Below are 13080 nucleotides of genomic sequence, written 5' to 3'. Positions count from 1 at the left end.
GATACCACAAACGTATTGCAAGTTAGATGGAATAGGGCAAGGATTATGCAAAGATTCGAGTACTGATTATTTAATGATGAACTTTTATTTAATTAATATAACTTTTAATAAAAGGATGAAAATTATGGTGTTTAGAGGGAAAATAATTCTTTTAGTAAAGGATAGTTATGGTTGTATACATTTTTATAAAAAACAGTCTAGAGGACCTGCAGAATTAACTCAATACAAAGAGTATCTTCAAAATCTTGAAAAGAATAAAGACATACATTTAATACAGTCTTATGTCATTAATAAAGAGAATAATGATAGTAAATATGTATGGTGTTCTCACTTAATAAGAAAAGAGATAGATGAGAAGATATCGCCTAATCATCAAAAGTATATAGACTATTTAGCAGATAATAGGAACGATATCACTTTTATTGGGCCCTATAAATCAATGAGGACTAAGGGGTTACATGTATGCTTTCGTGGGCATGAATGGAAGGTAGCCCCCATTAAGATTAAAAAGGATGGTGAAAATTGTCCTAGCTGCAACAGAAGTTATAAAGAGTCTAATGGAGCGGAATTTATTACACACCTTCTAATTAAGCACAATATAGTTTTTATTAAAGAACTATCTCTTAAAAAACTTGGATTTGAATATGATTATCGAATGGATTTTGTTGTTTGCCAAGGTAAATATCCTCTATTTGTTATAGAATATAATGGTATACAACATTATAAATATATGAAATCTGAGTACTTTGGGGGATTTAGGGGTTCAAGAAAGCGAATGCTACGTGACAAAATAAAGCGGAATTTTTGTTGGGGGATTGGGTAGCCAGTTATAGATATCCCTTATAGTGAGACCTATGATCAAATAGAAGAAACTATTTCATATTTTTTAAAGTTATATGAATTAATTTAAGCTTAGTACCAAGCTGTCATCAAAGGATTATTATAAATGGGGTCTCGCTACATCTCCATCAACGTAAAAAATTAGTTGTTCTCCAAAATAAAAAAATGAACTTAAATCTCAGAAATATATCTAGAGATAAAAAATTTTCGTTTAGGGGGCAATCTGATCTGTTAGCTTGATGGCGATGTGGTGGAACCCCTAAATGAACATTTGGGTAGGCAATCCTTCTTCTCTTAAAATAACCTTAAATATATTATAGATTTAATAATATCAGAAAAATAAATGGTATAATTTTCTGAAATTTCCTAAATAAAATCGATTTTAGAAATGGAGTAGAGGGGTAAATGTTTCAGAAACTCAAATTTTATTTAATCTACCTTGTAATTAGTTCAATGTTAGGTGGGATTATCATAGGTGCTAATTTCTTGGTCCATAACATCTATTATTTAGTTGTAGGTAAAGAATTTCATTTTAATATGTGGTCTTCCATTATTATATTTAGTATCGTATTTATTTCAGGTTTCTCGTATATGTTGAAAAAGGGTCCAGATATACTTGTTAATGATTAAAAGAATAGTAATTATTGTAGGCGCTACCATGTCCTGGGTGGCGTCTTGTTTGTTGTTAAGGAAAGATAACAAAACTAAATTTCCTTAAAATTAAAAGGATACCATAATTTCCTATGATTCTGTAGAAAGAATAACGTATTTATTTCATTTTGAGAGTATTTCTTTTTCTTAACTGAGTAGCAACACATCGCTATCCAGCTAAGAGTTTTCTAACACCCCAAAACGAGCTAACTTCTCATGGATAACTGTGGAATGACCGTTTTTATAGCTTATTCGATTATTTCTTACAAGATATAGAGGAGCGAGTTGAATAAATGTTTCATTTAGTGNNCACTAAATGAAACATTTATTACTTTTGGGGGAGAGAAAGTGAATAAGGAGCTTATAATTGAACTCATTTCAACGAAAGTGAAGTTAATACGTACTGAAAAAGGATATACACAGGATAAAATGGCTGAAGTTCTCGGTATTTCAAAAAAAACGCTTGTTCAAATTGAGAAAGGGAGAACGAATGCAGGTTGGACCAACACTGTTGCTATTTGTGCATTGTTTAGGGATAGTGAGGTTTTACAGTTTTCTCTTGGGGATGATCCATTAGTAGTAATCGAAACAATGGCTCACAATAGCACTAGCATCTTCAAAGAAAAAACATTGGGAGGAAAAGTCTGGTGGAAACAGATTCAAGAAAAAGGGAGCTTTCGTTTACAACAGAATCTAATAAGTCAGCACTATCGTATTTTAGACAATCAGGATTATCGTTGGTTTAATTCGTTCGATCTTGAAGAAGCGCTAAAACAATTTGATACATTAGCAACCGATTCAGACAATCAAATAACCCCTTAAAACTATAATGAACGCCGATAAATTGGAGGGAATTACATATGCTCATCTTGAGTCTACTTTGGATCTACTATATGCCTTATCTCGTGTTTTGCGGATTTTTTGGTGGATTGTATTTAATGATTACTGGGATTCAACATCGTAAATTATTCGTAGGTGTACTAGGATTACTTAGCCTTTCCTTTGTCGTACTGCCTTTTATTTTTTGGGGAATGGGGGTTGCTGATAATATACTTCTCGATATTCCTATCGAATTATACTGGATTCTATTTTCTTTAACTGGGCTACTAGCAGGAATCATTGGATTACGGTCAAAAATTAAAGGAATACGTAACATGGGATTTATCATTTTTACTAGCGGAATAGTAGGGGACCTTTTCTATATTTTAATGTCTGTACCTGATTCCATGTATATTAACTAATTTTTTAAACTCAGCGCATCTACTACTACATGGTGACTTAATCAGAAAAGGATAACGCAACAAAGGTAGAGGATGAATCGCTGTCTTTCTTAATGAATCAGTACATAAAAAAGAGATGCTATAGCACTTATAGCATCTCTTTTTTACATAAACCATTTACCTATCAGATGGGTTGCACATAACCGTTTTATTTCATTAATTACATAAAAGGTAGCATATAGATAGCTATCTGTAATTTCTACATTCTTCGACCAGTTTCCATCAAGATACGTATGCTTCAATGTATCAGTTTTGTGTCCAATCTTAACAATATTCATCGTCCCGCACGCGTATGTTACATCTTTATCTAACGGTTCATAAGAAGAGTAGACTGGTACACCAATCCGATAAAAGAATTCTAATGCGATATCTTCTACGGTATCATAATCATGTAGCCTTATACTTTTCATAGTTTCATTCCTAGTTGTCTTGTATCTTCCCAATTGGAAATTTACACTGCATCACATCAGCATGTTTAAAGGAAATGCAAGTAAGTAAGTTTACAAGGAGAACAAACAAAGATGGAGAGTAGCGCCATTCAAGTATGTTTTAAAGCATAAAATAGCATCAACACAAAGTAACGTATACTGTACATTAAGCAATATATAAGTTACATTTATATAGGAGGTTACTTATGAAAAATCACGTTAAACTTGCAAGAGTAAAAGCCGATTTGACCCAACAGCAATTAGCTGAGGCAGTTGGTATTACTAGACAAACAGTTAGTCTTATTGAAAAGGGGAAATATAACCCCTCATTAAAGTTATGTTTACAAATTTGTTATGCGACAGACGCTACATTAGACGAAATATTTTGGATAGAACAGGAGGATTATGAATGAAGAAAATTACAGATGAAAGACTTGTACTAAGGAATTTACAAAATATCCGTATTCTATTCTTTGTACAAACAATAGGTATACTTTGCATTCTTGGATATGATTTGATCCATGGGGGCTTTGAACACATGCGAGACAATCCGCTATGGATGCTATTTATTATCACATCGGTCGTGTCAGGTTATCTATCCATGAGCATTAATGTGCAGCATGAACATATGAAAAAGAATCCAAAAAAATCACTCCTTACAAGTTTGCTCGTATTAGTAGTGATTGTACTTGGTTTATCTTACCTTACATCGATTAGTCCAGAATCTAGTACAAGAGATGGGATACTACTAGGTATTATCGTGTTCATTTGCGGACTCATTCCTATTTTATATGTCTATCAATTACGAATGAAACAACTTGCTGATTTAGAAGAGGAATAATGCATAAGTTTATTCTATACATATTAGGAACAACCCACTTGGCCACTTAACTAAGTGGGGTTGTTTTTTTATCATTTTAACTAAGAAGACTCCTTCCTCAAGCGGAGTGAATATGTCAATTCAGCAAAGACAATACCTAATTCAATGAGCGAAAAAGAAGAAGGGATATATTATTGAGGACGATTATGACAGTGAGTTTCGCTATACGCAACGTCCGTTTCCTTCATTGGCTTCTATTGATCAAGATAGGGTGATTTATATAGGGAACTTTTCAAAAGCATTTATGCCAGGACTACGGTTAAGCTATATGGTTTTACCTAGGGAGTTAAAGATAAGATACAAAGAACAATTTAAAGGATTTGAAAACACAGCATCAACAATACATCAAATCGCTATGGCGAATTTCATGAAAGAAAGTGAATGGAATAGGCATATAAAGCGGATGCGCATTATATATAAAAGAAAAATGGAGCATTTAATTGCTACCTTAGACGAACATTTTGGGAACAATATAACAATTATCGGTAATAATGCAGGTTTATATCTACTTATAAAGGTACATTTGGAGAAAACAGAGGATTGGTTAATCGAACAGGCATATAAAAATGGCGTAGATATTGGTCCAACATCTAATTATTTTGGTGGGCTATCACATAAAGAGATAACTTTAGGTGTAGCGTTACTTAAAAAAGCATGGCTTTAGGGTAAAAGTCCTAGGGTTTACATTATTTATTAAATATCCATTTAATAAAAGTTAGAAAACAGTTTTACAATACATATCCTAAAGCACTACATCTCTTGAGGTACGAAACACAATTGTATTGTAAAGAGGGAGGAGAACCTGTACTTTTTCAAGGAAAAGTTCGCGTATGCTGATTAAAAAAGAACATCCCCTAAATTTATTTGACACTGAATGGGAAACAAATGAAGTTGTATTAGTTTTTTATGACTTCAAGGTAATAGAATCAGGATATTATGATTGTTCAAATGTCCAAAAATAATTTATAGATTTTGATAAAGATTGTGCTTGTGTTGCAATTCCACTATTAAACTTAATTAACGACTTCACAATTGTTGCTGAGGATAGAAAAAATAAAAACGTATCATTTTTTGAACAGACATTTGAGGGATGGGCTTGGGATTTCGGAGAAGATACTTGGGGCTATTTCACACTTCAGTATAAAAGAATGGAAATGATGTGGGATTCTTTCTATAACGAGAGATAAATACAATCACGCTTTTTCAATAAATAGGGACTTCAATTCAAGAACAGGACTGTCAGCAGACAGTCTTTTTTAACACTTATAATTGTCATAACTTAAGTATTTTGATACAAATGTAATTGGCACACGTTATATGGTAGAAACGAACTGGACAGGTCATCGAGTGATACGTTTCATAGAGGTTTCTTCATTGGAATGTGAAGCGTTGACGCAAGTAGCATGTGATTTGCGATTGATGGAGTGGGGAAAGATTTTTTCATTCCAAAAGATGATAGGAGATATACAAGCCACTATGAAAGAAAACCTTATTCCTTAATCTTGAATGTTAATTCATATGCATGATGTTGTTTAACTAATTTTCGAGTAATCGAACAAAGGAATATGAATAGAAAAGAGCCCCCATTCCTTTATCGGAGGCTCTTTTTTTTACTTCAGTACAGAAGGCGATGTTTTTTCTAACCATAGAATGCCATCATATTGTTCTGTCGGAATCATGATTTCTTCATTGTCTTTCATTCCCCAATAACTTGCCGCAGTAGGGGTAAACATCCATGACGTTTCTGGATGATTACTTTCTCCTTTTAAGTTAACGAAAACATGGGGACTTCCTACCGTGCTGATGATTTTTTCAACGCTTTGTTCTTCATGTTGGTTATGTACAGGAGTAACTTTTTCATTGACATCATCCCAACTGCTTCCACTATACGCAAATACGCCAATCGTGTACATTTGGTCTTTAATAGGTTGCGGAAGATAATCCATCATATTAGGGGCGACATAATTGTATTGTTGCACCTTCGACCAGTCTAATATCATTTTCGAATTTTGTTTTCGAATATGATAATTATGACCCCACACAATGATTTTTTTGTTTTTATACTGCATTTCAGAGAGCCATGCGAAGTTTTGTGCCATTTTTTGATCTCGGATGTAAAAAGAATAGTCTGTCAGGTTAGGTGAGGGGATGCCACCTCTGACTTTCATATCAGCATCTAAATGCGTTTTAATCGCATCAATCCGTATACTGATTGATTTCTCTAAGAAATTCACATCATACGTAGGATGTGGTGCAACTTGAGTCAATTCAGATTTATGATTCTGAATAAATGTTCTAACCTTTTCAAACTTGTTAATTACGGGCTGTATTTCCATTTTAAATTGATTATAAGGGTACGTCCCTTTATATTTACTGTAATACCTATCCAGTTCAATCAACTCTGACAATGCTTCATCAAATTCACTCGCCACTTCAGGATTTACTTTTTGCAACCATTCTTTTGCATAGGAGCGGAATGAAGATTTATAAATCAAATTCATATCAAAACCAGCTAATGTGAGTGGCTTTCCTTTTTCTTTTTGTTCTTTCATATAGGTAAATAATTGTTCAAGTTCCTCAGTTTGCCATACAGGGTATAAAGATTGTTTCATCGCTTCCGTAGCGGTTAAGTGATTAAAATTTTGCTGAACAGCTGCTGCTTCTCCAAGCCCTGTTTCAAATGCAATCACATCATATCCCATTTGCTCATGTAAGTACTTAATCATACGAATTTTGGATTGATTCATTTCCTTTGCACCATGCGTACTTTCTCCAAGTACAACAATACGCTTGTCCTGTACGGCCTCTTTAAGAAATGATAAATCCTCTGTTGTTTGGGATGTTGGTTCATTTAATTTTTTTGCATGTCCGTTTAACCATTCCTCCCATTTGGGTTGATCGACCGGTTTTTCTGCTGCAAAAGCAACAGATGTAAAGGTTGTACAGGTAAGAAGAGTACTCATTAGTCCAAGTTTCCATTTTTTACGCACAACAACGCCTCCGAGTATCATAGTTTACAAGCTGAATAGAAGTAATACTAAAATTTACTAATATACCATTATTTATAATAATATATATTAGAATTTTTAACAATATCAATATTCAGAAAAATTAAAAGGCTCCTTCGATGTAGTGAAGAAACCCTTCTTTCTATAGCACATTTTGGATGAATGTTTACTACTTTATTTTTGTGTTATCATTTCTCTTCACATTGTTTTACTTTGCTCAAGCAGTCCCATTACCTTAGGATCTTGTGTGGAATCTGGAATGAGTACATGAATTTCAAAGTTCATTTTTATGCATTTCGTATCTAATTATTTATATTTTCATTCTTACTGAACGGTACATCATTAGCAATTTGTTTATATCCAAGGTTGCCTCGTGTGAAAATAAGTATAAACAAAGCTACAAGGCCTAAACCTATCGCTACAAATATATCCGTATTCTTTAAAACTGCGTTTGTGGAATGAGTTTGTACCAAACTAAACGTATTTACACTCGCATGAACGAGCATGACAATAAATAAGTTACCGTGATGGCAGTTATAGACCCAAGTGAGAATGATTGAAATCGGTAAACACAGCAAAATAAAAATTGGCAAATGAATATATAGGATTGAAAGGTCAGAATTTGGTCCACCCCTTTGTGCAGCCGTTAAGAAGTGTGGAAGATGCCAAAATGCCCACAAAACACTAAGTAGTAATGTACCTTTTAGTGGTCCAAATTTCGATTGAAATCGTGGTAGAGCAAAACCGCGCCATCCGATTTCCTCAGGTAAAGGTCCACCGAGAAAGAAAATAGCTACAAAAGAGATAAGATAGGTTACAAAAAATTCAGTAGTAAGGCCATGGAAAGTGGGTATCCCTCCATTTACTATCACCATACCCAGAAACATTACAGCAGGAATAACGACAAGAGTAAACAAGTACCACTTCAAACCAACTTTAATAGATAGGATGCTTTTTCTAACTTTTTTCCATGACTCTTTGCCTTCAACAGTTCGAAACATAATATACGCTGCTAACATAGGACCTACAAATGCATTGGCATAAAAGAAGATATCAAACGCTTTTGTTTTAGGAAAAATACCCCATTGCGATAAGATAAAGGGAATTAAAACAACCCACGAGAATACATATGCCATTACAAAAAATGAAGTTAACGGATAGGATTCTAAATACCCTCTCAGACCACGTGATGAGTTTTGTGATTTTGTTAAATCTTTCAGCATAATCACTTCTTTAATTTTAAAATATTGTCATAACTACTAATTCTAATTAAAAATCCCTACACAATGTGTAGGGAAGAATAATGAACTTGTTTTTATTTTATTCTACTTGTTATTAATAAGAACCTGTTTCTCCAAACGAATAAGGTCCCCCAGAAACTGTCCGAAGCCACCCTGCAGCTTTCGCAGTATATCCATAACCCGCAGTTAGATCATAAACCATTGGTGTATAAGTTACAGTTTGGCCAGAATTGATTGAACCTACTCCGCCGCTCGCATAACTATTGAACCAAACACCATCACTACGGTAAATTGCTGCAAACCCTGAATCGTTGAAAGGTGCTTTAGAGTATCTCGTAAGCTTCGCCCATGCCGTTTTACAAACAGTACTGAATTTCAGCTCAACATACCCTAAATTAGTAATTTGTTTATATCCTTTTTGAACGCCACTATCTGCGCACGTTCCTGAACCGCCATACACCGCTGTATAAGGGCTCTTACCTGTATAATACGTATCAGGATTAAACGCCGCTTTTGATTCTCCTGTAAACATGAAAAATGAAGAAAACATAAAAGAAAACACAAAGAGAGAAGATAGCATTTTACTTTTCATCACGACACACCTTTCTTAATATTCTGAATTAATTTCATTTCTAACTATATTATTTTTGTGCCCCTATGTGTATTGAGAAAAAATAAATAGAAAATATATGTACGATGGCTATGTGTATATACCTATATAAGTTTGATATAAAAATAGAGCCCTATATGAATAGGACCCTATTTTTCATTTTTTCTACAGCTAAAGATTTTTTGGTTTTTTTAGTGATTTGTTAGTTTCTATTACAAATCTAAGGATTGTTCTTTCACATTTAATAATAAATATGAAAAGGGCTTTCCATTTAATCCTTAGGAAATCTCTCTTTTACAAGATATTCGATGTTATTTGCTTCTTCAATTTCTTTTGATGACAACCAAATTGTATTTCTTGTTCCAGTCTTATTTTTTAAATTGATTTCAAAGTTTTTCGTATGTAGTTCTTTTTTAAGGATTGTGGTTACTTTGATTAAATCCTCAATTAAGGGGGGATTGTTTTCAAATACAGTATTGGTGGTATTAATAACTAAAGTCACTATATATTTTCGATATTTTTCATCATCCGAACTTGAATACGTAATACCTGCAATTGAAAATCGATCGTTTTGCATTTCATGTAATTTTCCTTCTACTTTAGTGTGCGTTCTTATCCAATTTTTCCAGTATTCGTTTATTGGGTCTTTCATTGTAGATTTCATTGTTTGTAACAGTTCTTCTTTTGTTATCTTTTTTTGCACATTTTTAAAAGGTTCACCTAAAGAGTTGCCAGTATGATCCTTAATTTCAAGTTCTGTAATATTTTTATTATTCTTCTGAATGAGTTGAAATAGAGCATATAAACGATCTAATTCTACTGAATCCAATTGGCTAAAGTCAATCTCGTTACTCATTTGCAAAGTTAATAATAATTCATTAGTTGGTTTTCCTTCATCTGGATCTTTATTATCTAATAGATATTGAAGAGCATTTTCCGTTTCAGATTCTATGTAGCCTAATTTTTTCATTTCTTCTAGAGTTGGTTGGAATTTTTTATATTCCTCATATGTTTTTTTTCCATATTGGTATTCATCACCTACTGGATTAGAATAGAGGAGACCTTGTACCTTTACTCGGAATTTTAGATATTTGTTATTTTTTTCTTGCACAGTATGGTAGGTATTACCACCATTATTTTCATTTATCGAGCTCCAATCTGTAACAACAACATCAATACCGTGTTTTTCTTTTATATATTCGTGTACGTCAGCTCTATTTTCTTGATTACAACCACTTAGACATAAGAAACATACTACTAACAATGTTATATGTTTCAAACTTTTCATAAAAGCACTCCCTACTTAAGAATTACAGTACACTGCAATTTCTTCTTATCCTTTTTCGCCATAGCTTTCAAGCAAAACAACAGTAAATTGATTAGGTTTCATTTCTTTTTACATTCTGCAAGTAAAAAATTCAACAGGTTTATCCTTACAATGTTCTTTCCCATCGTAAGAACAATTTTACTATAAAAACTGGATAGATTGATAAAAAACCCCTTTCTTTAAATCCTTTACTTTACAAATGTCACATTAAGAAGAAGTCTATTATGTTTGTTCTTTTCATATAATATTTTACTTACCCTAACTAACATTGTGATGAGAGGGAGAAGGATTATTTCTTCTTCAGACCTTCAAAAATAGGGACTTCTGATTATAGTAGAAGTAAATCTTACTAATGCACAATTATGAATCGTACAAACTGCTTTTTTTTCGAAAAAAGAATGAATTTCGGTATAAAGGAACAATAAAGGGTAGGTATTGCATTAGGAGGGGATTTGGTGAGGATTAAAGGTCATTATGTAGAAAAACGAGATGTTATCTCTTGTAAAACCAGCGATACATTAGAACAAGCATGGGCACGTTACAACAAAGTGGATTTCGCTGTATTCCTGTATTAGATGAAGAAGAGCAGTGTTTTAGGGGAAATATATATGAAGTTGATTTGCTTAAGAAAATGGAGCACAGTAGTAAAAAGCTACCTGTCAGCAGCATAATGAAAGATACAACGGAATATATCAAAGAAGACGCATCGTTCTATCAAATCTTCTTTACGATTAAACGTTTGCCTTATATAGCGATTGTTGGGGGAAGATGAAAGGTTTTTAGGAATTCTGACCCATGCAAAAGTGATTGGACTACTACAAGAAGAATGGGGAGACGGGTACACACTTACCCTCGGCACAATGGAACATGAAGGTGCTCTACATCGCTTAACAAAAGCAATCAACAAATATACAACCATTAAAAGTTTAGTAACACTAGATAATGAATCACTTGTGCGGCGTATTCTTGTGACATTACCAAACGAACTTACCCCAGAAGACTATGAAAAAGTGAAAGCGGAAATTGATCATATCGGTTTTCGAATTGTATACGAAGAGAGGACGAATGTTTTGCAAATGCAGAATAAAGGGAATTCTTCAACAACATAACGAGATATAACTATGATAAAAGATAAGTAATTCAACAAAAAAAGCTTATCATGAAGTATTTTCTGATAAGCTTTTTTTGAATTGTATCATCCTTTATTAGATCTATTCCAGCTAATTCTAGCCACTATATATTCAATACCACACACAAACGAAACAGCTAGTATGAACTTGATAATGACACCAAACCATTCCATTAGATTTTGCGGTAATGGATTATGATACGTAATATTAGCAACACCGACAAAACATATAAAGAATGTAAAAGTAAACTTCTCCTTCAATTTCAGATTCATTTTTTCTTTACTGTCGACTTCTGGCTCATACACACCTGCGAACAAACATCTGATTAAAAAAAACACGCCAAAACTGACAACAATCCCTAGCGTTGTAGCCCATTCTATAAAGGGGCGATGTAAAAAGAAACCTCGTATGATGACATCTGCAAGGGCAATCAAAAGGATGAATACACCCGATTGTGCCCAAATGCTTAATTCAATCTTTTGAATCCGTTCATCTGGATGTGTAGTAAGTGAAAACCAATTTTTTAATTTCTCCATTTTTTCCTCCCGAAATATATCGCTTCATATTATATTTTGTACATCACCATATCCATGAATAGTTGTAGTGTGATGTTTGCAACTAGGTATGACGTGTGATGTCAAAATAACCCTTTTTATAATCTTATATTCTATATATTAAATTATAATATGAATAAATGCAATATATATTTTACATTAAGTCGTGTATAAATTACTTTGAGTTCTTTTTTATATGAATAAGTATCTAAAATAAACTTTGGAAATGTTCTGTGAAAATATTATCAATTTTTTAAATCTTTATGATACAAATATATGTTACATGTAAAGATTCTGTTTACAAATTAATTGATGAAAGAGTGGGATGTATCATCAGTTTTTTGCCTGGAAAGGGAGGAGGGCAGAATACATATGGGAATTCTATCTCGAATAACACAAGTTCAATATTCACGTCATATAAAATAGGTGGAACCATCCGTTTATTCCTATATAAATGATAAATTGATAAAATTTTACAAATATATAAAAATATGAAAAGTAATTATACAATAGATTCGAAACATATACTAATTGGGGAGTGGATGATTTTGAAACGAATCTTTGGTGTACTTTCAACAAGTCTATTAGCTGGTGCCATGATATTTGGTGTATCTAACATTGAGGCGAAAGCAGCAGAAACAACAGATAAACCCTACAAAGTGGTGGAACCAGGGTTTAATGGAGACCAAACGACAATTGGATTTGATACAAAAGCAGATCTCGAGAATCATATGAAAACGCACCCTGTTCCAAAGAATAGCACTATTAAACCGCTAGCAGCAATTTACTCTACTTTCTATCATGATATTAATGCAAGTGGACCAAACTTCACTGTAAATGCAAGTAGAAACCCAGTTGTAGTTACAAATTTCGCAGGCTGGAGTAACGATGCTGTATCGAGTGTGCGTACGCATTTGTATGGAGATCACACAATTATTTATGAGCATGAAAATGCACAAGGGCGTGCACTTGCACTTGCGAACACGGGTGCCGTCTATAATTTGACGAATTACAGTATGGGGGACGGAGCTAGAACGTGGAACGATGAAGCATCCTCAACAATTGTAAAATCGAATTAATTACTATAAAAATAAAAAAAGATAATCCTGAGTAAAATGTACCCTATAGAAT

The 13080-nt window shown here is 33.3% G+C and carries 14 protein-coding genes and 1 pseudogene; 9 read left to right on the top strand and 6 right to left on the bottom strand.

The features are described 5' to 3' along the window. Window positions 1-124 precede the first annotated feature (124 nt). The 4 genes from COK05_RS29950 (at window position 125) to COK05_RS29935 (ending at window position 2732) form a co-directional block, all read left to right on the top strand. Window positions 125-823: a hypothetical protein gene (locus COK05_RS29950; RefSeq protein WP_255290370.1), complete on the top strand. Its 699-nt coding sequence runs from the start codon at window positions 125-127 to the stop codon at window positions 821-823. A gap of 422 nt (window positions 824-1245) precedes the next feature. Continuing rightward, entirely contained in the window at window positions 1246-1470 is a 225-nt protein-coding gene (locus COK05_RS29945) for a hypothetical protein (RefSeq protein WP_098615420.1), read from the top strand. Between the two features lie 369 nt (window positions 1471-1839). Further along, complete coding sequence (locus tag COK05_RS29940; RefSeq protein WP_098615419.1) at window positions 1840-2313, top strand: helix-turn-helix transcriptional regulator; 474 nt, start codon at window positions 1840-1842, stop codon at window positions 2311-2313. Between the two features lie 38 nt (window positions 2314-2351). Continuing rightward, window positions 2352-2732 (top strand): ammonia permease, encoded by a 381-nt coding sequence (locus COK05_RS29935; protein ID WP_098615418.1) that lies wholly within the window; start codon window positions 2352-2354, stop codon window positions 2730-2732. A 143-nt stretch (window positions 2733-2875) separates the two neighbouring features. Here the strand turns inward: COK05_RS29935 and COK05_RS29930 are convergent, their stop codons facing one another. Then, entirely contained in the window at window positions 2876-3181 is a 306-nt protein-coding gene (locus COK05_RS29930) for a hypothetical protein (protein ID WP_098615417.1), read from the bottom strand. 224 nt (window positions 3182-3405) lie between these two features. Between COK05_RS29930 and COK05_RS29925 the strand changes: the two genes are divergently transcribed. The 3 genes and pseudogenes from COK05_RS29925 to COK05_RS29915 form a co-directional block, all read left to right on the top strand. Continuing rightward, window positions 3406-3612 carry a helix-turn-helix transcriptional regulator gene (locus COK05_RS29925; protein WP_098615416.1) on the top strand — a complete coding sequence of 69 codons (207 nt, stop codon included), beginning with the start codon at window positions 3406-3408 and terminating at the stop codon, window positions 3610-3612. Further along, complete coding sequence (locus COK05_RS29920) at window positions 3609-4040, top strand: hypothetical protein (protein WP_048371823.1); 432 nt, start codon at window positions 3609-3611, stop codon at window positions 4038-4040. The genes COK05_RS29925 and COK05_RS29920 overlap by 4 nt, the downstream gene beginning before the upstream one ends. Before the next feature lie 94 nt (window positions 4041-4134). Continuing rightward, window positions 4135-4743, top strand: a pseudogene (locus COK05_RS29915) (aminotransferase class I/II-fold pyridoxal phosphate-dependent enzyme); the annotation flags it as partial. 946 nt (window positions 4744-5689) lie between these two features. On the opposite strand, the gene COK05_RS29910 reads toward COK05_RS29915, so the two are convergent. The 4 genes from COK05_RS29910 to COK05_RS29895 all read right to left on the bottom strand — a co-directional run bounded on the left by COK05_RS29910 (window position 5690) and on the right by COK05_RS29895 (window position 10226). After that, the gene (locus tag COK05_RS29910; protein WP_141539310.1) at window positions 5690-7069 is read right to left on the bottom strand and encodes an erythromycin esterase family protein; all 1380 of its coding nucleotides are present in this window, start codon (window positions 7067-7069) and stop codon (window positions 5690-5692) included. 320 nt (window positions 7070-7389) lie between these two features. Beyond that, complete coding sequence (locus COK05_RS29905; RefSeq protein WP_098615415.1) at window positions 7390-8310, bottom strand: CPBP family intramembrane glutamic endopeptidase; 921 nt, start codon at window positions 8308-8310, stop codon at window positions 7390-7392. Between the two features lie 112 nt (window positions 8311-8422). Further along, on the bottom strand, window positions 8423-8920 hold the full coding sequence (locus tag COK05_RS29900) for a DUF2690 domain-containing protein (protein WP_098615414.1): 498 nt from the start codon (window positions 8918-8920) through the stop codon (window positions 8423-8425). Between the two features lie 289 nt (window positions 8921-9209). Beyond that, window positions 9210-10226: a hypothetical protein gene (locus COK05_RS29895; RefSeq protein ID WP_098615413.1), complete on the bottom strand. Its 1017-nt coding sequence runs from the start codon at window positions 10224-10226 to the stop codon at window positions 9210-9212. Between the two features lie 797 nt (window positions 10227-11023). Between COK05_RS29895 and COK05_RS29890 the strand changes: the two genes are divergently transcribed. Further along, on the top strand, window positions 11024-11374 hold the full coding sequence (locus tag COK05_RS29890) for a hypothetical protein (protein ID WP_176539476.1): 351 nt from the start codon (window positions 11024-11026) through the stop codon (window positions 11372-11374). An 86-nt stretch (window positions 11375-11460) separates the two neighbouring features. Here the strand turns inward: COK05_RS29890 and COK05_RS29885 are convergent, their stop codons facing one another. Further along, window positions 11461-11931, bottom strand: coding sequence for a DUF6773 family protein (locus tag COK05_RS29885; RefSeq protein ID WP_098615411.1), 471 nt, complete (start codon window positions 11929-11931; stop codon window positions 11461-11463). A 566-nt stretch (window positions 11932-12497) separates the two neighbouring features. On the opposite strand from COK05_RS29885, the gene COK05_RS29880 reads away from it, so the two are divergent. Beyond that, window positions 12498-13028: a hypothetical protein gene (locus COK05_RS29880; RefSeq protein WP_255290369.1), complete on the top strand. Its 531-nt coding sequence runs from the start codon at window positions 12498-12500 to the stop codon at window positions 13026-13028. The last annotated feature ends 52 nt before the right edge of the window (window positions 13029-13080 follow it).

This window comes from Bacillus cereus (assembly GCF_002567495.1).
In the GTDB taxonomy this organism is placed as follows: Bacteria; Bacillota; Bacilli; order Bacillales; family Bacillaceae_G; genus Bacillus_A; species Bacillus_A cereus_AQ.
This window is presented reverse-complemented; position numbering and strand designations above follow the sequence as displayed.

Excerpts from the sequence above, each read along its gene's own strand:
- COK05_RS29945 (WP_098615420.1), top strand. The coding sequence starts at position 1,246 with ATGTTTCAGAAACTCAAATTTTATTTAATCTACCTTGTAATTAGTTCA.
- COK05_RS29885 (WP_098615411.1), bottom strand. The coding sequence starts at position 11,931 with ATGGAGAAATTAAAAAATTGGTTTTCACTTACTACACATCCAGATGAA.
- COK05_RS29935 (WP_098615418.1), top strand. The coding sequence starts at position 2,352 with ATGCTCATCTTGAGTCTACTTTGGATCTACTATATGCCTTATCTCGTG.
- COK05_RS29950 (WP_255290370.1), top strand. The coding sequence starts at position 125 with ATGGTGTTTAGAGGGAAAATAATTCTTTTAGTAAAGGATAGTTATGGT.
- COK05_RS29905 (WP_098615415.1), bottom strand. The coding sequence starts at position 8,310 with ATGCTGAAAGATTTAACAAAATCACAAAACTCATCACGTGGTCTGAGA.
- COK05_RS29930 (WP_098615417.1), bottom strand. The coding sequence starts at position 3,181 with ATGAAAAGTATAAGGCTACATGATTATGATACCGTAGAAGATATCGCA.
- COK05_RS29900 (WP_098615414.1), bottom strand. The coding sequence starts at position 8,920 with ATGAAAAGTAAAATGCTATCTTCTCTCTTTGTGTTTTCTTTTATGTTT.
- COK05_RS29925 (WP_098615416.1), top strand. The coding sequence starts at position 3,406 with ATGAAAAATCACGTTAAACTTGCAAGAGTAAAAGCCGATTTGACCCAA.
- COK05_RS29920 (WP_048371823.1), top strand. The coding sequence starts at position 3,609 with ATGAAGAAAATTACAGATGAAAGACTTGTACTAAGGAATTTACAAAAT.
- COK05_RS29895 (WP_098615413.1), bottom strand. The coding sequence starts at position 10,226 with ATGAAAAGTTTGAAACATATAACATTGTTAGTAGTATGTTTCTTATGT.